A 22,174-nucleotide genomic window follows, 5' to 3' on the forward strand; every position below is an offset into this window, starting at 1 on the left:
TTTATGGTACAATTCTACTAGAATTTAGTGAGGTAAATAAATTATGTACGAACCAACACATAACTCAAATGAAGCTGTTGAGGAACATATAAACAAGCCCGGTCGTCATGTCATGTTTCTTTCTGCAGATTGGTGTGGTGATTGTAAAGCCATAAAGCCTTTTATTCAAACTATCAAAGATGAAGTTACACAAACTGCTGAATGGTTTGATGCTGATAGAGACGAAAATATCGATGTCGCAACAAAACATAACATGCGTGGTATTCCATCTTTTGTTTTGTTTGAAAATGGACAAGAAATTTCACGCATCGGACACGGCGAACGCCTAACACCAAAAGAAATCGTAGATTGGTATCATTCAACACTTTAGTTTTAATGCCAAAAATAGCCCATAAATATCGCAAGAAATTACTAAACTTGTGATATTATGGGCTATTTCTATATTGCGTTAATATGTTAGTTACTACTTTTCAGTATTCTTAATAAATGTCTGAACAATATCTGCTGGAATAGCAAATCCCATGCCTTCAACACTCGTACCGTCCGTAGAAGAAGCTATTTTAGACGAGTTAATACCAACTACTTGACCTTTTAGGTTAATCAATGGTCCACCAGAATTACCAGGATTGATAGCGGCATCTGTCTGAATAGCAGTAGTTGCTGAAGAACCCGTTTCTTCAGCAGAAAGTGTGCGGCGTGGGGCTGAAACAATACCACTAGTCAAAGAAGTAGCATAATCAGAACCCAAAGGAGAGCCGATTGCTAAGACCTGTTGACCAGACTGCAGTTTTTTGGCATTACCAAAGGATGCTGATGTTTTGATATCTGTGGTTTTTGCCTTTAACAGAGCCAAATCTTTGCTTGAATCTGTGCCAACGATAGTTGCTTGGATTTTTTTACCGCTAGCGGTAATTAATTGTAATTCATCAGAATCAGCTACCACGTGATTATTGGTAATAATATACGCATAGCCACCAGAAATTTTATAAACAACACCTGAACCCTCTGATGCTGTTTCCAATTCAGAACTACTATCTTGCTGATTTTGCTGGAAATATGATGACCAACTACTGCTTGACGATGTTTTCTGTAAATTCTGAACGGTAACCACAGCGTTTTTCACTTTGTTATAAGCCGTTGTTGCCGTATCACTACTTGTGTAAGCTGTTTTGGCAATAGTTGTTGTACCAGCTGAGTTGCTTGTTTTTGTTGTATTTGTACGTTGCTGGAACCAAGAATCTGGTTGCAATCCAGAATAGACAACAAAACTTGCTACCAATGCCGAAACTATAGCAACGATAATTAAAGAATGCTTTTTCATAACTCGCCCTTTCATATGTGTACATTATTGCTTTTCTGACAAAATCCACACCCTATTATATCCATAATAATGACATAAAGTAAATTAAACATTAAAGGGGTAAAATGACTTTAAAAACAGTACCTTGCGGCTGATTATCTGCTACTGTTATTTTACCACCGTGAGCATGAACTACCCATTCAGCAATCGATAATCCAAGTCCGGTACCACCAGTTTGACGATTACCAGTTTTGTCTTCACGATAGAAACGATCGAAGACATGTTTTTTAGCCTCATCACTAATTCCTCGACCGCTATCAGCAATGGTGAGGACAAACTTTTTCTTTTCAATACCTGCTTTCACAGCAATTGTCGCACCAGCATCTGAGTACTTCAATGCGTTATCAAGTAACAAAACTAGTAACTGATGAATTCGTTTCTGATCTATAAAGATCGCTTGATTTACATCAACCTCAAGTGTCACAGCTTTCTCTTCAAACTCTGCCATTTCTTGATATGGTGTAATAATGTTTTCTAAGAATTGCTTGACATCCGTTGATTCTTTTTCAATGGTGGTCATATTAGACCCTGTTTTTGCTAACGTTAACATATTATTTGTTAAAGAATTTAACCGTCGCACTTCAGAAAGCGATAAAATAATAGCATTTGACTGATCACGAACCGTTGATTCCGGTTTTGTCAGCATTGTCTCTAGCTTACCTTGAATAACGGCCATAGGTGTCCGTAATTCATGAGCCGCATTATTAACGAAGTCTTGTTGTTGTTGCCAGGATTTTAATATTGGTTTCATATTTCGCCGAGCAATTAAATATGATACTATCACTAACAAAATACCAAAAAGACCAAAGGACCAGAACAATACTTTCTTAAAATTATTCAAGTTATCCATGGTGTCTGTAACATTAACCGTTACCATACCATGGACTGCAATTTGATTATAGCCCTTAGCAGCATTTTTCTTGAACTGAAAACCAATGATTCGGTAATAATTACCATAAAATTTATAGGTATTGGGTTTAACCGTCATTGTTGCTTTATCAAATTTGATAGCTTGTTGTAGCGCTTTTTGCAAAGCTGCTTGACGTGTATCCTCCGTATTGCTATCAATTATCAACTTACCATTTTTGTCAAATAACCATGTTTCTGTTCGCGTGCTGGTATTATTATACAAAGGTTGTGGCTTCTTGACATCCTTGTCAGAAGTTGAAAGTAAACCATTACTATCATACATCGAAAGCGTCTGATTGATTGCAGAATCCGCACTGTTAAAGACCGTTCGAGTGTATGATACGAAAATGACACTAGCTAAAATTGAAAATATAACAAAAAAGCTGGCGAGTAACCAGATAAATCCACGTACTTGCTGCTTTTTATTGATTGCGTTCGGCATCCTCTACCTCTAGAATAAACCCTATATTACGTAGGGTCTTAATTAAATTATTTTGTCCAACGGCTTCTAATTTTCGACGTAAGTTATTCAAATAAATATTAACAACGTTGATTGTCGTATCTGAATCAATACCCCATACGCGATCAAAAATTTGATCACGAGTGACAATAATATTTTTGTTTTGTGCAAGATAAGTTAAGATATCAAATTCTTTACCGACTAATTTAACCGGTTGACCATGCACTTGCACACCGCGATTTTCTAGGTTAATCATCACATCCCCAACCGCTAGCGTATTATCCTCAGAATAGACCCCTGAACGGCGCAAAAGTGCCTTTACACGAACAAGTAATTCCTCTCGATGAAAGGGCTTCGTTAAATAATCATCAGCACCAACATTGAAACCTTCTATTTTATCATCCAGTGAAGTTTTTGCTGTTAAAATCAAAACTGGCGTTTCAACATCATTTGCGCGCAAATTTTTGATCAACTCTAAGCCAGTTTCGCCAGGTAGCATGAGGTCAGAAATAATCAGGTCATACGGTGCTTCTTGCGCCTCAAATTCACCATCAAGTCCATCTGTAACAGCATTGATATCTGCAAAGTCCTGCAAAAAACCAACAACATTATCTGCTAGATTGACATCGTCTTCGATTAATAGTATTTTAATTGCTTTTGACATTTTCATATTCCTGTTTACCTGTTTTATTACATTTATTATACAAATCGTAGGTTAAAAATAAGTTAAATATAGTGACAACTTTACTTCAACCCCACACTAATCCGCAAAGCATGTGCCACAAGTTGCATTTCATTTGAAGAAGCATTTATATGTGCAATTTTGTCACGTAAGCGGCGCTTATCTATTGTTCGCACTTGCTCTGCCAAAATGACTGAATCTCTTTTCATACCGCTCATATGTTCAGGTAATAATACATGTGTTGGCAACTTCGGTTTAGAAATTTGGGACGTTATCGCAGCGACAATAGTTGTAGGGGAATTGGCATTTCCTACATCATTTTGAATAATCAAAACGGGCCGCACCCCAGCCTGCTCAGAGCCTATTCCTTGCTTTAGATCGGCGTAAAATACGTCACCACGCATAACTGCTTGATGTTCTTCTGTCATAATATTCTCACTTCTATGTACGCGTCGTGAGACGCTTTTTAATAAATTCTAGGCAACCGAGCACCAAAATTTGTTAGTATTTCATGCGGAATCGTCTGAGCATATTCCGCAATCTCTTCTACCGATATTTGATTCTCACCTTCAAGGCCAACCAAAGTTACAGTTTTTCCAACAGGGTATTTCTGCTTTAATGTTATCACAATCTGGTCCATTGTGACACGTCCAATTACATGTTCAATATGTCCATCGACCAAGACCTTCATACCACTCATGCGACGCAGATAGCCATCTGCGTAACCTATAGGCAAAGTAGCTATCCATTGTGGTTTCTCTGCCGTATATGTTGCACCATAACTTACTGACTCGCCAGTTGTCAATTGATGTACTGACCCCAACTTTGATTTCAATTGTAGGGCTGGTTTCAAGGGTAAGGGCATCTTTTTTTCAGGGGCACCAGGATTATACCCATAAAGCACAGAACCGACCCGGATCGTATCCGTATAAATTTCATCATGATGCCAAATCGCAGACCCTGAATTTGCTAAATGCCAGTACTGTTTAGGAATACCAGCTGATTGTACCCACTGATAAAAACGCTGGACTTGTTCATCATAATAGTTTTGATTATTATCATCAGCTGTGGCAAAATGAGTAAACACACCAGCCAATTGAAACTTTTCAGTACCTTGAATCAGATGATACATGTCTTCAACAGCACTTGCTGAATGAGCACCCATTCGACCCATACCAGTATCAACAGCTAATTGAACATCTAGTTTCTGCCCATCTTTGATGTAATTTACTGCCTCATCAAGCCATTCAGTTGTTCCAACAGCTGGTGATAAACGATTTTCCACCATAACTTCTGTTTGGGTAACATCTTGGACACCAAGTAGAAAAATATTTATTTCTGCTTGGGGATAATATTTACGCAGGTCAACACCTTCACCAATCGTCGCTACCGCAAAATCATAGACACCCACCTCAAATAAAGCCCCCACAACTTGTTTTGCACCGTGTCCGTAAGCATTGGCTTTAACCACAGCAATCAATCTTTGTGCGCCCGCATGCCTCATAATTAATTTAGCATTGGTCTGAATTGCCTTTAAATCAATATCTAGCCATGTCGGCCGTAAACATAATATATCATTGTCTGTCATGATAATACTCCTCGTTTAGGAAACAGCTTTATACTCATTTTTTCCAGCAGTGTCAAACGTTCAATAACAACAACCGTATTCACTTGATCACCGCTATGTGTGATTGCAACATAGGTATGATAGGGGAAGTTTTTCACTTTCATTACAGGTCGACCATTTGGCTCATTCAAAATTTCAATATCTTGCCACTGAACTTTCTCACCGATTCCATAGCCGGTGGCTTTTGAAAAAGCCTCTTTGGCAGAGAAACGTCCGGCAATATATTCGTTTTGGTGCTTACCTTTTCGCTCGGCCGCTGCAGCACGTTCTGCCGGCGTCAAAATGAGTGTTATAAAACTCTTCTGACGCTCGACTATTTCTGCAACTCGACTGATCGCTTCTGTGTCATTTCCAATTCCTATAATCATGGTTCTATTGTAACAAAAGGTCAAGTGTTGACAAAGTTTTTTTGCCTACACTTAACCCTTTTGACCCCTATTATTTAAAGTTTTTAAGATTTTTGTCTGTTGGTATCAAATTTTGCCATTTTTTGGATAGATAATTATCATTGATATGATATGTTGGTTCTTGATAACCTCGTGCAAAAAAGGGCTTTATTTTCGTATCAGCAGCTACCCATCCTCGCCATCCCATATGGATGGTGTCCTGCATAAAGTACTTATGTCCACCATCATGAGAAAAGTCAGCAATTTGGTTAAAGCCTTGTGACTTTAACTGTTTTTTTACTTTATCCACACTCTGATAATATCTTTTTGTACTCAGCCCAGTATACTTTGACCACCTTTTATTAACAGGCTGAATAATGAACAAAACGTCAGTATGCTCTTTTGCAAACTCTTGTAATACAGCCTGAAAGTCGGAATACTCATCAGACTGTCGGTAATCAAAATGACTTTGAGAGTTTTCCAGCTTCTTCAAACTTGGTTTGACTCGCATTCTGAAAAACGAGTTTTTTATGCCAAATTTATTATTACCAGTTTGCTTCTTCGCAACTCTCATCGCTTCCCGCTCTAACAACGATACATTATCAGTTTTTGGTAACGACTTTAGTGCTGGTTCAACTTGCTTATCCCAATTATTAGATACTGCAAAATTTGAGAATAGTTGGTCTTCGCGCAATAACATTCTATTTCGTAACATTAACAAGCTCTGATCAGTTTCTGACAAAGGCTCATTATTTTTAATCTTTGTAATGAGACGAGCATAAAAGCTATTGTCACTAATTTGTTTTTGTTCCAATAATCGTTTCGCAATAAATCGATCAGTTGCACTAATTGTCTTAATGTTTCGTAACCAGTTAACGGTCTGCAACGGTGAGTAAAACTGTGGAAATGCCCACTTACTATCACGTTTGGTAAACCACTGTTGCGAAATAATAAATACTGCCTGCTTTTTATGCAAAGCCGGTGTCATTTCTTGCATCCCCAAGTAATGCGAAAGAGATTCTGTTCCAGCCTGACCAAGCAAAAATGGCTGATAATTACGCTTATACTTTGCTGCCAACACCGATGGATGCATTGTATCCAAACGGAGGAGTTCGCTTGACCCAAAGAAAGGGACATAATTTGTCTTTGAATTACTAAAGGCCGCCATTTTGACGCTTTCGCCTTTAAAAACATTTTTAGAAAATGACACAGACGCTTTTTGAATATCTTTATTTGATAAATAATTTAATGAAAATGGTGCCAAAAATAGTGCAGTAACCATGACGAATGCCAAGATTACTGGACCAAATATCCACCATAGCCCCCGTTTTTTCAGCATTTTTTTATCCAATCAATGATTCAACTTTAGCAACTACCTTGTTTGGTGTGTTCCATTCATCACGATTAAATTCAGAGACAGGTGCTTGAATATTGAACTTACTTTCTAAATCAAGCAATAATTCTACCGTTGCCATTGAATCTAGCAACCCATTCTCAAAAAAATCATCGTCCATTTGGTCAGAAATGTCTTCACCAATAATTGTGTTTAAGATTTCTACTATTTGTTCTTTCAAGTCCATTATTTTTTCCCTCGATTTCTAATACTATCATTTATATAATAGCTATTATTTTCTATTTGTTTTCTTTACACTAACGTTGGAACCAGATTTTGTCTAACAAACCACTGAATAGTAAGAAACTAATCATTACTACGTTGAATGTTATCACAATCGCTAACGCATTCGTAAATTTATTATGCGGTACGTGATGCTTTTTCTTATAGCGTAACCACATATCATTGACAACAAGACCAACACCATGAAACAAGCCATAAGCGATATAGTACCATTTCAATCCGTGCCAAAATCCCATAATCAACATATTAATGATATAAGCCACGTTTGACGTTGTGACTCGACTTTTAAACCATTTTTTCTTCATCATCAGAAACACGAGTCTCATAAAGACAAAGTCACGGAACCAAAATGATAAAGTCATATGCCAACGATTCCAAAACTCTTTTAAGTTTCTGGACAAAAATGGTAAATTAAAGTTCATTGGCACTTCAATTCCCATCACATACCCAGTTGCTACAGCGAACATTGAATATCCAGCAAAGTCAAAAAATAAATTCAAACCGTAAATATACATATACGCTATTATCCACCATGACCATCCGCCTTGAGCGTGTGCAGAAATAATCGCCATACGCTCAACATTTGGCATTAATACCGTTCCCAAAGCATGAGACACGATGAATTTATACAAAAAACCAATGAAAAGGTATTTGACAGCTTTGCCAAGCATTTCTAGATACTTATCGTGTGTCGGTGCTTTCTCAACATCTTTCACGAAACGACGGTACCGATCAATAGGACCTGACGAAATTGTTGGCATAAACAGCATGAACCGCAAGAAAAGCCAAGGATTAAATTCTTGAATCGAACCATCACGTATTTCCATCACCATACCAACTGAACGGAATGTCAAATACGAAATACCCATAAATCCGAGTAAGGTTGTCACTTGCAACCAATTAGCAACTGGCGCAACCTTAATTAATACTAATGGCAAGATAGCTAAAATAGTTGTGACATAAAACACCCAAGTTTGGTTGTACTTTTTACGATACAAAGTATAGGCCCAAACAAGCAGCCATTGCCAAATCATGTAGATAATTAATGCGATACCTTCATGGTATTTCTCACCATCAAACATCAAGAAAATAAAGACAAGTGAGACCAGCACTTCATACCAAGCTATACGCTTTCCAAAGTATAAACCAATGGCTAGAGGCAGTAGTGCCAACAATAAAATAATGAAGTACTGCGGATCTGCATAGGGTTGTAGATTAAGCATTGCCATTCACCTCAGCAATCAACCCTTTTAAATCAATTTTACCATTTGGTGTTAATGGCATTGACTCGCGATATATAAATCGACTCGGCATCATATAAGGCATCATAATGTCTTTCATGCCATCTTTAATTGCATTTGTTAACAACATAGGTTTAGAAAAGTCATTTTCTTTGGGCACCACAATGGCCAACAGCTGCTTAACTTTACCATCAGCGTCATAACGTGGAACAGCGACTACTTGTTCTATCCATTGACTTTGTTGTAATTGTTGCGCAACTTCTTCCAATTCAATTCGGAACCCATGTAATTTGATTTGAAAATCACTACGTCCTTTATAATGCAACAAACCATTTTCATCAACTGTTGCTAAATCACCGGTTTTATATGCCTGTTCACCGTTAAATTTCGTGAAAGCGTCATTTGTTTTTTCAGGGTTGTTCAAATAACCTTTGGAAACCGAAGGGCCAGAAATCACAATTTCGCCTTTTTCCCCAGAAGAAACTTCTTGGTCATTGCTATCTTGAATACTAATTAACGTATCTTTCTTTACGTACCCAATTGGCATTTTATCGTAGTTTTCGATGATTTTCTTGGTAATGCGTATACTTGAAACAGCAACTGTGGCTTCTGTCGGCCCATACGTATTGTATATTTTCACCTTTGGAAAGCGCGCTAGTAACTTCTCTGCTGTCGTACGTGTTAGTACTTCGCCACAAAACAAAAAGGCCTTCAAATTTGGATTGTTCGCTTGATTAAATTCTGGATCCAGAAGGGCAACATCAGCAAATGATGGCGTCGAAACCCATGTAGTTAAATCTAACTTTGGTAAAGTGGCAAATAATAGTTTAAAGTCCTCAGCTACTGATTTGGGTAATGCTTTCAAAGTCCCACCCGTAACAATTGTGGGAACCCAATCCATCACTGATAAATCAAAAGAATATGGTGGCTGTGATAACACATTACTGCCTTCTTGCCAGTCAAATGTGTCGCCGATCATCCAATTAGTAAAGCTTAGTAAATTATGATGTGAAATTTGAACGCCCTTTGGACGCCCTGTTGTCCCAGAAGTGAAAATAATATAAAAATTATCATTTTCTTGAACAGAATGTGTCAATTCATAAGGTACATTCGTAGAAAATATACGATCCAGATGTTGTTTATCAATTATTAAAATATCTGAAATTGATGTTGGTAACTCATCAATAGCTAAGATCACTGCAGGCTTAGCAATTTCAATAATATCTGTCAATCTTTCCTCTGCTGAATTAACATCAACTGGAATGTAGGCATGCCCTGATTTAGCACTGCCTAAGAAACTGGCGATCATTTCAAATTGCTGCCCACCATACACCATAACTGGCGCCTTTTCCGGCAAATTTAGTTCATCTAAAGCATGAGCTAAACTATCAGATGCTTTTTTCAGCTGTTCATAAGTATGCTTTTCCCCCAGTTCATCATACGCAACTTTTTTAGGCTGCGTTGCCGCGATGAGATCAACCTGTTTTAACACATTATCAATCATGTGTGCTCCCCCATTTAAAATTCATTGTAAAGAAAATGTCCTTCCCCAACGCCAGAATAGCCGTATAAGTACAAAAGTGATAAAATGATTAAGAAATAAAAAACAGTACGCCCAACAAAATTAATAACTGGATGTTGGAAAAAATGCTTTAACATTCGCAGTAACCCCCGTATAAATTGTCTCTTTAAAAGTTATTTATTTTAACTTTAAAGTATCGTCAGTAATATAATGAACCTTATTATAACATACATATTTCAGAATGTTAAATTTATATATCAAAGAATGGAACGATAGATTACTATGATTAAAAAATGTTTCTCGCTTATTGTTAAACTAGACAATATTGTATTAAAGAACCATGTTTTCCAAGCAATATTCTCAGCAATGCGACAAACACTCCCCATTCTGGCAATCGACGTTTACTTGCGTCTGTTGTTCGTATTATTTTTAGCACCGAATGCTTTATTCCCTGTCATTTTTAATATCAATTTAAAAATAACCGGCCTGCAAATAATTCTTTCTATTTTGGACGTCGTTATTCTCATGATTTTTGCCGCTGCCTTGACAAATAAATACCTAATCTACCGCGGCATAAAAAACAACATATTACCAATATTAACCAATTTTTTGGCCACCTACCTCCTTTTCACTGTCAATACACAGGATTTTTCACATAATGTTTCACAATATTTAGTGGTCACCGTATTAACTTTGCTCAGTAGTGAATCCTATTATCAATACCAAAGACTCTTTCGTAAAACCCTACAACCTTATTCGGCAAGATTTTTAGTTTGGTCCGCTTTTATCCTTGGCCTCTATTTTTTGGTTCAACCGTATGTTCAACAAACTACGTTACAGTTACTAATCAGTAGTATTTTGTCATCTAATTTCTTCACAACATTCGTTGGTCTCCTACTAGTAGGAGCATGTGCACCAGTTCTGTATTGGTTAGGCATTGCATTGCCAAACGAACTAACTTCCAATCAAACAACAATTAACGCTGTCGTCAAAAATTTAGATGTTATTTTGAAAAATACTCACGCGACATTGCCATACCCTGAAAATCTCTATAGTGTGTATGGTACGTTTTCATTACTTGGTGGCATTGGCAATACACTAGCAATTAGTTTTTTGCTTTTATTTATGTCATCAAAAAGAAAGCAAAATTTAGGACTGTTATCCGTATTCCCTAGCTTATTCAATAATAATCAATTGCTTTATTTTGGATTACCATTATTCTTAAGACCTCTGATGTTGGTTCCTATGATTTTGTCTAGCGTAGCAGGCACCTTGGTTGGCTATGTAGCAATTGCCACACATTTGATAAAGCCGGCTTCCCTAGTGATACCAAATAATGCTCCTAATTTATTAACTGCATTCTTAGGAAGCGGTAAATTATCTTCCTTAATTGTGGTAGCAATAGTCTTTGGGTTGACGGTATTGATTTACAAGCCATTTATCGAACTTGATAACGCTGAGGTACAAAATGAGAAATAAACTAATCATCTTATCCAGTTTCATATTATTAATAGTAATTGGTATTTTTAGTCATAGTTGGGTTGTCCACACTCGTACCACACAATCGAAAATACAAACATCACATATGTCACCAATTATTCTAATTCCGGGTTCAAGTGCTTCAGTCAATCGATTTGATAGTCTATTAACTAAGCTCAACACTAAGAGCCAGCGACACGATATTTTAAAAGTTTGGGTCACTAAAGATGGTAAATTGGTATACAGTGGCAAAATTCGATCTAGTGATGAGCAACCATTTATTGTCGTTGGCTTTCAAAACAATGCTGATGGTTACGACAATATTAAAACGCAGGCTAAGTGGCTAAATACTGCTCTTATTGATTTACAAGATCGTTATCATTTCCATAATTTCCAAGGAATTGGCCACTCAAACGGCGGGCTCATTTGGACTAGATATTTAGAAAATTACTACAGTTCTGATAGTTTCAATATGGCAACTTTAATGACGCTAGGTACCCCCTTTAACTTCTCTGAGTCCTCATCACAACGTCGCACAGTCATGTTAAAAGACTTTATTGAAAAAAATACCAAATTACCCTCTAATTTGGTTATGTATTCGATAGCTGGTACTGAAGATTATACAGATGACGGAATCGTTCCAGTTCAAAGTGTTTTAGCCGGAAAGTATATTTTTCAAAAACATGTCAAATCCTATACTCAAATTACTGTTTCTGGAGATGATGCGCAACATTCATGTCTCCCAGAAAATACAGAAGTTGTGAAATTAATACAAGAACATATACTTAAGGAAAACACTAATAATAACTTTCGAAAACCACAATAAAAGCAGCCCAGATGGGCTGCTTTTATTTTATAGCAATCTCTTGTATGATCTTTTTTAAACGATATTGCATTTGCTCAAATCGTCTTTTTTCACTATCTTCAATATCATATTTAAGTACCCCTATGATTTGTAATAGTGCTTCTTTGAAAGCAACGGATTCAGCCATATTTATTTTTGAAAGTGATTCACGCAATGCAAAAATATGCTCTGGATTATATGTGTCAGTTCCCACATTAATAGTCGTTAAATCGTCATCCATAGCCAGCATTTTATAGTTAAATTGCGCTTTTTCAGTGTAGTGATGACGAACTAAATCAGTAGCCCTATTTGATAACGCCGTAATAAAATAAGTCGAAAATTTAGCCCGTGGTCGATTACAATCATACTTTTGTACACACTTCATCAGGATTTCTAATCCCTCTGAATACCAATCATCCTGTTTCATTCGACCGCTAATCTTTCGCGAATGCACATCAAATATAGCCGCTTTCAAATGTTTAATCAATACATTATACGCAAATTCGTGCCCCCTTTGCGCCGCGATAACTGCTCCAATTAATCTATCTGTCCCCAATTATATACTCCCGCCATATTAGTAGTTTAATCAACTACTTACAACGGATTTCGTGAATTATATCCTTGATAAATCAACAAACTAGCAGCAACACTAGCATTCAAACTCTGAACATGCCCCACCATTGGAATCGTGACCATACCATCAACTTTTTTCTTTAATAATGGCGAAATGCCTCTCCCTTCATTACCAATAATCAACGCTACCGCGCCATTTGCATCCCAACGGCGATAATCATCACCAGCCATGTCTGTTCCAAAAACCCAAACATTACGCTTCTTAAGCTCTTCCACTATATTTACTAAGTTCGTCACTCGAGCAACAGGAACATGTTCAATGGCTCCAGTAGATGTCTTAGCAACGGTTGCCGTCAGTTGAACTGCCCGACGTTTTGGAATAATAATACCGTGAACTCCAGCTGCATCAGCAGTACGCAAAATAGACCCTAAGTTGTGTGGATCTTCAATGCCATCTAAAATGACAAAAAATGGTGCTTCGCCTTTTTTGTCAGCCTGTTCAAATAAATCATCAATTGACGCGTACTCAAAGGCCGCCACACTTAAAACAACACCTTGATGATTACCACCATCGGTTAGCTCATCTAGTTTTGACTTTGGTGCCTGCTGAATAACCAACTTCTTCTTCTTGGCCAATTGCGTAATTTCGTTACGAATTTTGTCTTGTAATCCTGTTTGTAGCCAAACCTTATTTATTTCTTGCGTGCTTTTTAACGATTCAACACTGGCATGATGCCCGTAAACGAATTCTGTTGATTCTGTTGGTTTCATTTGTTTGTACTCCCTGTCTCCACCTGTTCAAAAATCCATGTCATTAGTTCTAAGATGCGCTCATGTTGTTCAGACATATACAAATAACCAAATAATGCTTCAACACCTGTTGAAATTCGATACGTAATGACATCAGTATTTTTTGCTTTTGTATGTGACTTAGCATTACGACCACGTTTGAAATAATCTAATTCATCATCGGTTAGGATATTGCTTACCATCATTTGCTCAAATAACGCAGCATGCGCTTTCGCGGAAACATAATGTTTACTACGTTTTTGTAGTTCATTTACTTTTGTTAAGCCTAAAGACAATAAGTGCCGTCGTACTTCTAGTTCATAGATTGCATCGCCAATATAAGCCAGCGATAATCCGTTCATTTGTCTGTAATTTAAATTATGCATAATTCAATTATACGCAATTATATTGACTTGCGTACAAATTTCAATAAATGTTCTGCAGAACTATTTAAGTTTACCTATTTTTAATGAATATGAGAAGCTCTTTGGCATAAACGGTATCATTTTTGGCATAATATGCACATTTGTTTTAAAAATACTTTTTTTATAATTAAAAAAAACACTTATCATATATGATAAGTGTTTTTTAATACTATGCTTTTAGTTGTCAAATGTTTTTGCAACATCGTCTAACTTAGGAATATCTGAAGCTTCTTCGCTTTCAGACTCAGGTTGAGCGATAACATCCCCGACAACTTTACTCTTGATCTTGCGATATTCAGCCATACCAGTTCCGGCAGGAATAATCTTACCAATAATAACGTTCTCTTTCAAACCAACAAGTGGATCGTTTTTGCCACGAATAGCAGCATCTGTCAAAACACGTGTTGTTTCTTGGAAGGATGCGGCAGATAAGAATGAATTTGTCTCAAGCGCAGCCTTAGTAATTCCCAACAGAACTGGACGAGCAGTCGCTGGTACTAAGCCTTCAAACAAAGCTGGTTCGTTAGCGCGCTTGAAATCAGCGATATCCATTAATGTTCCTGGCAACAAGTCTGTTTGACCTGGATCCATGACACGGATTTTACGTAACATTTGACGAATCATTACTTCAATATGTTTGTCAGAAACTTCAATACCTTGCAAACGGTAAACCTTTTGAATTTCAGTTAGCATATATGATTCTGTTGTCAAAGTGTCTGTAACAGCTAACAACTCTTTAGGATCAATTGGTCCTTCGTTGATAGCCTCACCACGCTTAATTTCGTCACCTTCACCAAAACGCATACGTGTTGTCAAAGGTAATGTATAAGTTCTTGTATCAGTTTCGCCTTCAATTGTAACTGACTTTGTGCGGTCTGCAGGATTTTCTTCAATTACAGTAATTGTACCCGTAACTTCAGAAATTTCTGCACGTCCCTTAGGAATACGCGCCTCAACAATTTCTTGAACACGAGGCAAACCTTGCGTAATATCATTACCACCGGCAACTCCACCCGTGTGGAAGTTACGCATTGTCAATTGCGTACCTGGCTCACCGATTGATTGTGCAGCAACAGTTCCAACGGCTTCACCAACTTCAACTTCTTCACCAGATGCTAAGTTTCGACCATAGTCAAGCACTGAAACACCGTGTTCCGTTGTTGATGTAAAGACTGAACGAATAGTTACTTCTTTAATACCAGCATTCACAATCTTCTTGGCAACATCTTCATCAATCATTTCATTACGTGAAACAATCTTTTCATCTGTTTCAGGGTCAAATACAGACTTCATTGCATAACGACCGAGAATACGATCGTACAATGGTTCAACCACAGATGTGCCATCCATAATTGCTTGAACAGCAACACCACGATCTGAATCATTGTCAAACTCACGTACAATAACATCTTGAGCCACATCAACTAGTCGACGTGTCAAGTAACCTGAGTTAGCTGTCTTCAAGGCCGTATCTGACATTCCCTTACGAGCTCCGTGAGTAGAAATAAACATTTCCATCACTGTCAAACCTTCACGGAAGTTAGCTGTAACTGGCAATTCAATAATCTTACCACCAGGTCCAGCCATCAATCCACGCATACCAGCTAATTGAACGAAGTTCGAAATGTTACCTCGAGCCCCAGAATCTTGCATCATAAAGATAGGGTTCGTTGGTTCAAACGATTCAATCAACTTGTCTTGAATAATATCCTTGGCTTTTGTCCAAATTTCGGTTACACGTTGATAACGTTCCGAATCAGTTATCAAACCACGACGGAACTGCTTTGTTACTGTGGCAACTTGACTATGAGCGTCTTCAAGAATAGCAGGTTTTTCCTCTAATTCCAATACATCCGTCATTGACACTGTTAAACCAGATTCAGTAGACTTGTCGTAACCCAAATCTTTCATACGATCCAACAATAATGAAGTTTCTGTCACCTTATAACGCTTATATACTTCAGCGATAATATCTGACAAGAAGCCCTTCTTGAAAGGATTAACGATCGATGTATCAGCCAAATAATCATGTATATTTTCACCAGCATCAATAAAGAAACTATCATCAACTCGCTTAAAGTTATCTTCTGATGGTTCGTTGATATATGGGAAATCTGAAGGCAAAATTTCGTTAAAGAATAACTTACCTACCGAAGTGATCATAATCTTTGAACGTTGCTCGTCAGTAAATGGCTTTTCGCTTGGGAATGAAGAAGTCTGAATACCTACTCGTGTATGATAATGAACAACCTTGCTTGCAAAAGCAATTCGTGCTTCATCAACGCTAGAGAAGATCATTCCTTCGCCTTCACGACCAGCTTCTTCAGTAGTCAAATAGTAGTTTCCAATAACCATATCCTGTGATGGCGCAACAATTGGCTTTCCATCTTTAGGTGCCAAAATATGCCCAGCAGCAAGCATTAACAAACGCGCTTCAGCTTGTGCTTCATCAGATAATGGTACGTGGATGGCCATCTGATCACCATCGAAATCGGCGTTATAGGCTTCAGTAACCAATGGGTGCAAACGCATTGCTTTACCTGAAACTAACACTGGCTCAAACGCTTGAATTCCAAGACGGTGCAATGTAGGTGCTCGGTTCAAAAGAACAGGGTGTTCCTTGATAACATCTTCCAAGACATCCATCACGTCGCCGTCAGCTTTATCAATCTTGCGTTTAGCAGACTTGACATTGCCAGCCAACTTACGTGTTGTTAATTCTTTCATGATAAATGGACGGAATAGTTCAATAGCCATTGGTACAGGCAATCCCATTTGGTTCATTTTCAAGAAAGGTCCAACATCAATAACCGAACGACCAGAATAATCAACACGCTTACCAAGTAAGTTCTGACGGAAACGACCTTGCTTACCCTTCAACATGTGTGAAAGTGATTTCAATGGACGATTACCTGGACCAGCAACCGGACGACCACGACGACCATTATCAATCAACGCATCAACAGCTTCTTGTAACATACGCTTTTCATTTTGCACGATAATGCCTGGCGCATTCAAATCAAGCAAACGCTTCAAACGATTGTTACGGTTGATAACACGGCGATATAAATCATTCAAATCAGACGTGGCAAAACGGCCACCTTCCAATTGAACCATCGGACGCAAATCAGGAGGAATAACTGGAATAACTTCCATTACCATCCATTCAGGTTTGTTATCTGACTGGAGAAAGGCTTCAATAATGTCCAAACGACGTACCGCACGTACTCGTTTTTGTCCTGTTGCTTCTTGCAATTCACGCTTTAATTCATCAGCTTCCGTAGCTAAATCAACGTTTGCAAGTAATTCTTTGATTGCTTCTGCGCCCATGCCAGCCTTAAAGCCAGCACCATATTCTTTTTTCAGTTGACGGTACTCACGTTCCGTCATCATTTGCTTCTTTTCAACAGGTGCATCACCTGGTTCAATAACAACATAAGAAGCAAAATATATAATTTCTTCAAGTGAACGTGGAGACATGTCTAAAACAAGTCCCATACGTGAAGGAATTCCCTTGAAATACCAAATATGTGTAACAGGAGCAGCTAATTCGATGTGACCCATACGTTCACGACGAACTTTTGATGATGTTACTTCAACACCACAGCGGTCACAAACAATACCCTTATATCGGATTCGCTTGTACTTACCACAGGCACATTCATAATCTTTTGTAGGTCCGAAAATACGTTCATCGAACAAACCGTCTTTTTCTGGCTTAAGTGTTCGATAGTTAATCGTTTCTGGCTTCTTTACTTCACCATAAGACCATGAACGAATCTTATCAGGGGAAGCCAAAGCGATTTGCATACTTTCGAATTTATTAACATCGATTGCCATCTATTTGCTGTTACCTTTCTAAATTATTTTTCCTCAAATGTTTGACTTTGTTCTTCAACCTTAGAGAAGGCTGCAGCAACTTCTTCATCATCTTTGTTTAACAGATCAGGATTTGTACGGGCTAGCTTTTCAAGTGCATCAACAGGCAAAATTGAATCATCTTCATCCATTTGACGCAACTCAACTTCATCACCTGCACCATCTAGTACTTGCATGTCCAAGCCAAGTGCCTGCAATTCTTTAACCAAAACACGGAAAGACTCTGGTACACCAGGACGAGGAATTGGTTCACCCTTAATAATTGATTCATACACTTTAACACGGCCTGCAACATCATCTGACTTATACGTCAAGATTTCTTGCAATGTGTAAGCTGCACCATAAGCTTCCAAAGCCCAAACTTCCATTTCACCGAAACGCTGTCCACCAAACTGGGCTTTACCACCCAAAGGCTGTTGTGTAACAAGTGAGTAAGGACCAATTGAACGTGCATGAATTTTATCGTCAACCATGTGCGCTAGTTTCATATAATGCATGACACCAACACCAACACGCTTGTCAAAAGCTTCACCAGTGCGACCATCATAGACAACTGACTTACCGTCTTGTGGTAACCCAGCCTCACGTAAGGCCATTTCAATTTCATCATCACTGGCACCATCAAAGACAGGTGAAGCAACATGAATACCAAGTTTCTTGGCAGCAAATCCTAAGTGCAATTCAAGTACTTGCCCAATATTCATACGTGATGGCACACCCATGGGTGACAATAGAATGTCAATAGGTGTTCCATCAGGCATATATGGCATATCTTCTTCTGGCACAACAACAGAAACAGTTCCCTTGTTTCCATGACGACCAGCCATCTTATCACCGACTTGAATTTTACGCTTTTGTGCAATATAAACACGAACCATCATGTTGACACCTGGTGCTAATTCATCACCATTTTCAGGTGTATAAATACGAACGTTTTGAACGACACCGCCGCCGCCATGAGGAACACGTAATGATGTATCACGTACTTCACGCGCTTTTTCGCCAAAAATGGCATGCAATAAACGTTCTTCAGCAGAAAGTTCAGTAACACCCTTAGGCGTTACCTTACCAACTAAGATATCCCCATCGTGCACTTCAGCACCGACACGAATAATACCGTCCGCATCCAAATCCTTTAACTGATCTTCACCAGTGTTAGGAATTTCACGAGTCATTTCTTCCGGTCCAAGTTTTGTGTCTCGCGCTTCTGAATCGTATTCTTCGATGTGAATTGAAGTATAAACATCTTCACGGACCAAACGTTCATTTAAGACAATGGCATCTTCGAAGTTATATCCTTGCCAAGTCATGAAAGCAATTAAGGGATTTTGCCCCAAGGCCAATTCACCTTGTTCCATTGAAGGACCATCTGCCAAAACCTCGTCGGCTTCAATATGCTCACCGACATGTACAATTGGCTTTTGGTTATAGTTTTTACCACCGTTTGAACGACGGAATTTCATCAATTCATAAGTATCCAACTGACCATCTTCACGACGAACTCGGATTTGGCGACCGTCCACATACTCAACTTCACCAGATGCGCGTGCAATCATCGCAACACCAGAATCGTGAGCTGCTTTATACTCAATTCCTGTTCCTACTAATGGTGAATGTGGATCAAGCAAAGGTACTGCCTGACGTTGCATGTTGGCACCCATCAAAGCACGGTTGGAATCATCGTTTTCCAAGAACGGAATAGCAGCTGTTCCAACAGAAACAACCTGCTTTGGCGAAACGTCCATGTAGTCAATACGATCAATTGGTGTTTCAATGTTTTCTTCACCAAAACGAGCCATAACTGTGTTGTGGACAAAGCTACCATCTTCATTTAATGGTGAGTTAGCTTGAGCAACAATATAGTTATCTTCTTCATCGGCTGTCAAATAATCAATCTTATCTGTAACCTTATGAGTTGTCCAATCAACACGACGGTATGGTGTTTCAACAAAACCATATTTGTTAATGCGACCATAAGTGGCCAACGAGTTAATCAACCCAATGTTAGGACCTTCTGGTGTTTCAATCGGATCAATACGACCGTAATGTGTATAGTGAACATCTCGAACTTCAACGCCGGCACGATCACGAGTCAAACCACCCGGTCCAAGAGCTGACAAACGACGTTTGTGGTTCATTTCACCCAATGGGTTAGTTTGATCCATAAACTGTGACAATTGTGAAGAACCAAAGAATTCTTTGACAGCGGCTACAACAGGACGTATATTGATTAACTGTTGTGGTGTAACCGTGTTGGCATCTTGAATTGACATGCGTTCACGAACAACACGTTCCATACGCGTTAAGCCAATACGGAATTGGTTTTGCAACAATTCACCAACAGAACGAATACGACGGTTACCCAAGTGGTCAATATCATCAACATGACCAACACCTTCTTGCAAGTTCAAGAAGTAGTTCATACCTGCCAAGATATCAGCTGGACGTACTGTACGATCATCTTCATCAATGTGCCCATTGCCAATCAACAACAATGTCTTTTCTGGGTTTTCGGGAGATTCGATTTTGATTTTTTGAAGGGTTACAGGTTCTTCAAGAACAGCATCACCTGATGGAGTATATGTTGTTGTCTTAAAATCTTCACGATCCAAATATGGTGTTAATTTAGAAATAACTTCCTTATCAACTAACGTACCTTTTTCAGCAATAATTTCACCAGAATCAGGGTCAGCCAATGTTTCTGCTAATGTTTGGTTTAACAAACGTGTCTTAAGTGACAGCTTTTTATTAATCTTATAACGGCCCACAGAAGCTAAATCATAACGCTTTGGATCAAAGAAACGAGCAACTAATAGTGCACGTGATGAATCAGCAGTCTTTGGTTCACCTGGACGCAAACGTTCGTATACATCCTTCAATGCTTCTTCAACACGAGAATCTGACATATCCTTATGGACATCTTTTTCAAGGGTCATGTTCAATGCATCATATTGATCTGAAAAAATATCAATAATGTCTGAATCCGAACCAAATCCAAGTGCACGTACTAATTCAGTCATTAGCAACTTACGCGTGCGATCAATGCGGACGTTAGCAATGCCCTTGGCATCAGTTTCATACTCCAACCATGCGCCACGGTTAGGAATAACAGTCGTTCCAAAATGCGGACGTCCGTTTTTATCAGTTGTCTGATTATAATAAATACCGGGTGAACGAACAAGCTGTGAAACAATAACACGCTCTGCTCCATTAATAATGAACGTTCCTTGCTCTGTCATTAATGGAAAATCACCAAAGAATACATCTTGCGACTTAATTTCACCAGTTTCGTGGTTCGTTAAACGTAATGTAACGTGTAGTGGTGCAGAATAGTTTGCATCATGCTCACGTGCTTCGTCAATATTATATTTTGGTTCCATTAATTGATAATCAACGTATTCCAAAGATAAAGTACCTTGGAAATCATCGATTGGCATGATGTCGCCAAACATTTCCTTAATACCATCGTTCAAAAACCATTGATATGATGCCGTTTGAATTTCAATCAAATTCGGTACATCAAGTACTTCTTTGATGCTAGCATATGAACGACGAGTACGGTGCTTACCGTATTTTACTAAATGTCCTACCACATTTATCACCTCATTTGTTTTTTACTGTGTTTTGATATTACAATATGATTACAAAACAAGATATTCCACCAATTTTGCTTGCCAATAGGCACAAAAAAAGCAATCGCCGCTGTTTCCGCAGTGAACGTTTGCCTCAATATAAAGGGATTGCGGACAATATTTCGCAAAATTCCGAATTTATTCACAGTACTACAATGGTCAATTATACAGAAAATTAAAAAAAAAGCAACCACCCGGTTACTTTTGTGTATGCCGCCGGTGGGAGTCGAACCCACACGGTGTTGCCACCACTGGATTTTGAGTCCAGCGCGTCTGCCAATTCCGCCACAGCGGCATAATATAAAGCCCTAAAGCTTATAGGGCGGTAGAAGGGGATCGAACCCTCGCATGCTGGATCCACAAACCAGTGTGTTAACCACTTCACCACTACCGCCATGGCAGGGATAGAGGGAATCGAACCCCCATCAACGGTTTTGGAGACCGCTATTCTACCGTTTAACTATATCCCTATAACCTTAAGCTCAGTCATTAGACTGAAATAACATGGTGAGGAATTGCACCCCACATTACACTGGCTTGTACATGTTTGTCAGTAGTACTTTTATAGCGGTCACAGCGGGGCTCGAACCCGCGATCTCCTGCGTGACAGGCAGGCGTCCTAACCAGCTAGACCATGCGACCAATGGACGCTACAGGGATCGAACCTGTGACCCCCTGCTTGTAAGGCAGGTGCTCTCCCAGCTGAGCTAAGCGTCCATGATGGAGAGGA

Annotated in this window: 19 protein-coding genes and 6 tRNA genes (1 of these 25 cut by a window edge); 3 read left to right on the forward strand and 22 right to left on the reverse strand. The window is 38.7% G+C overall.

The features are described 5' to 3' along the window. Positions 1-43 precede the first annotated feature (43 nt). Positions 44-370: a thioredoxin family protein gene (locus LEUM_RS08800; RefSeq protein ID WP_002815833.1), complete on the forward strand. Its 327-nt coding sequence runs from the start codon at positions 44-46 to the stop codon at positions 368-370. Positions 371-463: 93 nt separating this feature from the next. Here LEUM_RS08800 and LEUM_RS08805 read toward each other — a convergent pair whose 3' ends face one another. The 11 genes from LEUM_RS08805 to LEUM_RS08855 form a co-directional block, all read right to left on the reverse strand. Continuing rightward, the gene (locus tag LEUM_RS08805; protein ID WP_010280582.1) at positions 464-1,321 is read right to left on the reverse strand and encodes a S1C family serine protease; all 858 of its coding nucleotides are present in this window, start codon (positions 1,319-1,321) and stop codon (positions 464-466) included. Positions 1,322-1,412: 91 nt separating this feature from the next. Then, complete coding sequence (locus LEUM_RS08810) at positions 1,413-2,711, reverse strand: sensor histidine kinase (protein WP_010280580.1); 1,299 nt, start codon at positions 2,709-2,711, stop codon at positions 1,413-1,415. Beyond that, entirely contained in the window at positions 2,692-3,393 is a 702-nt protein-coding gene (locus LEUM_RS08815) for a response regulator transcription factor (RefSeq protein WP_011680398.1), read from the reverse strand. The genes LEUM_RS08810 and LEUM_RS08815 overlap by 20 nt, the downstream gene beginning before the upstream one ends. 80 nt (positions 3,394-3,473) lie before the next feature. Continuing rightward, on the reverse strand, positions 3,474-3,839 hold the full coding sequence (locus LEUM_RS08820; RefSeq protein WP_002815839.1) for a type II toxin-antitoxin system PemK/MazF family toxin: 366 nt from the start codon (positions 3,837-3,839) through the stop codon (positions 3,474-3,476). Between the two features lie 38 nt (positions 3,840-3,877). Further along, positions 3,878-4,999, reverse strand: coding sequence for an alanine racemase (alr, locus tag LEUM_RS08825; RefSeq protein WP_011680399.1), 1,122 nt, complete (start codon positions 4,997-4,999; stop codon positions 3,878-3,880). Beyond that, positions 4,996-5,406, reverse strand: a complete 411-nt coding sequence (gene acpS / locus LEUM_RS08830; protein ID WP_002815841.1) for a holo-ACP synthase — start codon at positions 5,404-5,406, stop codon at positions 4,996-4,998. The genes alr and acpS overlap by 4 nt, the downstream gene beginning before the upstream one ends. A gap of 70 nt (positions 5,407-5,476) precedes the next feature. Next, the gene (gene dltD / locus LEUM_RS08835; RefSeq protein ID WP_011680400.1) at positions 5,477-6,763 is read right to left on the reverse strand and encodes a D-alanyl-lipoteichoic acid biosynthesis protein DltD; all 1,287 of its coding nucleotides are present in this window, start codon (positions 6,761-6,763) and stop codon (positions 5,477-5,479) included. A gap of 4 nt (positions 6,764-6,767) precedes the next feature. Further along, positions 6,768-7,004: a D-alanine--poly(phosphoribitol) ligase subunit DltC gene (gene dltC / locus LEUM_RS08840; RefSeq protein WP_010292689.1), complete on the reverse strand. Its 237-nt coding sequence runs from the start codon at positions 7,002-7,004 to the stop codon at positions 6,768-6,770. A 70-nt stretch (positions 7,005-7,074) separates the two neighbouring features. Beyond that, on the reverse strand, positions 7,075-8,283 hold the full coding sequence (gene dltB, locus LEUM_RS08845) for a D-alanyl-lipoteichoic acid biosynthesis protein DltB (protein WP_011680401.1): 1,209 nt from the start codon (positions 8,281-8,283) through the stop codon (positions 7,075-7,077). Beyond that, the gene (gene dltA / locus LEUM_RS08850; protein ID WP_011680402.1) at positions 8,276-9,805 is read right to left on the reverse strand and encodes a D-alanine--poly(phosphoribitol) ligase subunit DltA; all 1,530 of its coding nucleotides are present in this window, start codon (positions 9,803-9,805) and stop codon (positions 8,276-8,278) included. Before dltA ends, dltB begins: the two co-directional genes overlap by 8 nt. Positions 9,806-9,819: 14 nt before the next feature. Then, positions 9,820-9,960, reverse strand: a complete 141-nt coding sequence (locus tag LEUM_RS08855) for a teichoic acid D-Ala incorporation-associated protein DltX (protein ID WP_002815850.1) — start codon at positions 9,958-9,960, stop codon at positions 9,820-9,822. Between the two features lie 145 nt (positions 9,961-10,105). Here LEUM_RS08855 and LEUM_RS08860 point away from each other — a divergent pair, with 145 nt between their 5' ends. Both LEUM_RS08860 and LEUM_RS08865 read left to right on the forward strand, forming a co-directional pair. Beyond that, positions 10,106-11,302, forward strand: coding sequence for a PTS transporter subunit EIIC (locus LEUM_RS08860; RefSeq protein ID WP_011680403.1), 1,197 nt, complete (start codon positions 10,106-10,108; stop codon positions 11,300-11,302). After that, a complete protein-coding gene (locus LEUM_RS08865; RefSeq protein WP_011680404.1) occupies positions 11,292-12,128 on the forward strand; it encodes an alpha/beta hydrolase in 837 nt (278 codons plus the stop codon). Before LEUM_RS08860 ends, LEUM_RS08865 begins: the two co-directional genes overlap by 11 nt. A 22-nt stretch (positions 12,129-12,150) precedes the next feature. Here the strand turns inward: LEUM_RS08865 and LEUM_RS08870 are convergent, their stop codons facing one another. From LEUM_RS08870 to LEUM_RS08925, 11 genes are all read right to left on the reverse strand, one after another. Then, positions 12,151-12,702, reverse strand: coding sequence for a sigma-70 RNA polymerase sigma factor region 4 domain-containing protein (locus LEUM_RS08870; protein ID WP_011680405.1), 552 nt, complete (start codon positions 12,700-12,702; stop codon positions 12,151-12,153). Positions 12,703-12,740: 38 nt separating this feature from the next. Further along, the gene (rlmB, locus tag LEUM_RS08875; protein WP_010287895.1) at positions 12,741-13,490 is read right to left on the reverse strand and encodes a 23S rRNA (guanosine(2251)-2'-O)-methyltransferase RlmB; all 750 of its coding nucleotides are present in this window, start codon (positions 13,488-13,490) and stop codon (positions 12,741-12,743) included. After that, positions 13,487-13,894 carry a Mini-ribonuclease 3 gene (locus LEUM_RS08880; RefSeq protein WP_010287891.1) on the reverse strand — a complete coding sequence of 136 codons (408 nt, stop codon included), beginning with the start codon at positions 13,892-13,894 and terminating at the stop codon, positions 13,487-13,489. The genes rlmB and LEUM_RS08880 overlap by 4 nt, the downstream gene beginning before the upstream one ends. Positions 13,895-14,110: 216 nt before the next feature. Next, positions 14,111-17,773, reverse strand: coding sequence for a DNA-directed RNA polymerase subunit beta' (gene rpoC / locus LEUM_RS08885; protein WP_011680407.1), 3,663 nt, complete (start codon positions 17,771-17,773; stop codon positions 14,111-14,113). Positions 17,774-17,796: 23 nt separating this feature from the next. Next, positions 17,797-21,405, reverse strand: a complete 3,609-nt coding sequence (gene rpoB / locus LEUM_RS08890) for a DNA-directed RNA polymerase subunit beta (protein WP_011680408.1) — start codon at positions 21,403-21,405, stop codon at positions 17,797-17,799. A 250-nt stretch (positions 21,406-21,655) separates the two neighbouring features. Continuing rightward, positions 21,656-21,739 (reverse strand) — tRNA-Leu (locus LEUM_RS08900). A 26-nt stretch (positions 21,740-21,765) separates the two neighbouring features. Then, a tRNA-His gene (locus LEUM_RS08905) sits at positions 21,766-21,838 on the reverse strand. Positions 21,839-21,840: 2 nt separating this feature from the next. Continuing rightward, positions 21,841-21,914: transfer RNA gene (locus LEUM_RS08910), tRNA-Trp, on the reverse strand. A 98-nt stretch (positions 21,915-22,012) separates the two neighbouring features. Next, positions 22,013-22,086 (reverse strand) — tRNA-Asp (locus tag LEUM_RS08915). A gap of 2 nt (positions 22,087-22,088) precedes the next feature. Continuing rightward, positions 22,089-22,161, reverse strand: a tRNA-Val gene (locus tag LEUM_RS08920). A gap of 4 nt (positions 22,162-22,165) precedes the next feature. Next, positions 22,166-22,174 (reverse strand) — tRNA-Ser (locus tag LEUM_RS08925) (it continues 82 nt past the right edge of the window).

This window comes from Leuconostoc mesenteroides subsp. mesenteroides ATCC 8293, assembly GCF_000014445.1.
Classification (GTDB): Bacteria; Bacillota; Bacilli; order Lactobacillales; family Lactobacillaceae; genus Leuconostoc; species Leuconostoc mesenteroides.

Bases quoted from the DNA above. Each gene is read 5' to 3' on its own strand.
- LEUM_RS08800 (WP_002815833.1), top strand. From the start codon at position 44: ATGTACGAACCAACACATAACTCAAATGAAGCTGTTGAGGAACATATA.
- LEUM_RS08805 (WP_010280582.1), bottom strand. From the start codon at position 1,321: ATGAAAAAGCATTCTTTAATTATCGTTGCTATAGTTTCGGCATTGGTA.
- LEUM_RS08810 (WP_010280580.1), bottom strand. From the start codon at position 2,711: ATGCCGAACGCAATCAATAAAAAGCAGCAAGTACGTGGATTTATCTGG.
- LEUM_RS08815 (WP_011680398.1), bottom strand. From the start codon at position 3,393: ATGTCAAAAGCAATTAAAATACTATTAATCGAAGACGATGTCAATCTA.
- LEUM_RS08820 (WP_002815839.1), bottom strand. From the start codon at position 3,839: ATGACAGAAGAACATCAAGCAGTTATGCGTGGTGACGTATTTTACGCC.
- alr (WP_011680399.1), bottom strand. From the start codon at position 4,999: ATGACAGACAATGATATATTATGTTTACGGCCGACATGGCTAGATATT.
- acpS (WP_002815841.1), bottom strand. From the start codon at position 5,406: ATGATTATAGGAATTGGAAATGACACAGAAGCGATCAGTCGAGTTGCA.
- dltD (WP_011680400.1), bottom strand. From the start codon at position 6,763: ATGCTGAAAAAACGGGGGCTATGGTGGATATTTGGTCCAGTAATCTTG.
- dltC (WP_010292689.1), bottom strand. From the start codon at position 7,004: ATGGACTTGAAAGAACAAATAGTAGAAATCTTAAACACAATTATTGGT.
- dltB (WP_011680401.1), bottom strand. From the start codon at position 8,283: ATGCTTAATCTACAACCCTATGCAGATCCGCAGTACTTCATTATTTTA.
- dltA (WP_011680402.1), bottom strand. From the start codon at position 9,805: ATGATTGATAATGTGTTAAAACAGGTTGATCTCATCGCGGCAACGCAG.
- LEUM_RS08855 (WP_002815850.1), bottom strand. From the start codon at position 9,960: ATGTTAAAGCATTTTTTCCAACATCCAGTTATTAATTTTGTTGGGCGT.
- LEUM_RS08860 (WP_011680403.1), top strand. From the start codon at position 10,106: ATGATTAAAAAATGTTTCTCGCTTATTGTTAAACTAGACAATATTGTA.
- LEUM_RS08865 (WP_011680404.1), top strand. From the start codon at position 11,292: ATGAGAAATAAACTAATCATCTTATCCAGTTTCATATTATTAATAGTA.
- rlmB (WP_010287895.1), bottom strand. From the start codon at position 13,490: ATGAAACCAACAGAATCAACAGAATTCGTTTACGGGCATCATGCCAGT.
- LEUM_RS08880 (WP_010287891.1), bottom strand. From the start codon at position 13,894: ATGCATAATTTAAATTACAGACAAATGAACGGATTATCGCTGGCTTAT.
- rpoC (WP_011680407.1), bottom strand. From the start codon at position 17,773: ATGGCAATCGATGTTAATAAATTCGAAAGTATGCAAATCGCTTTGGCT.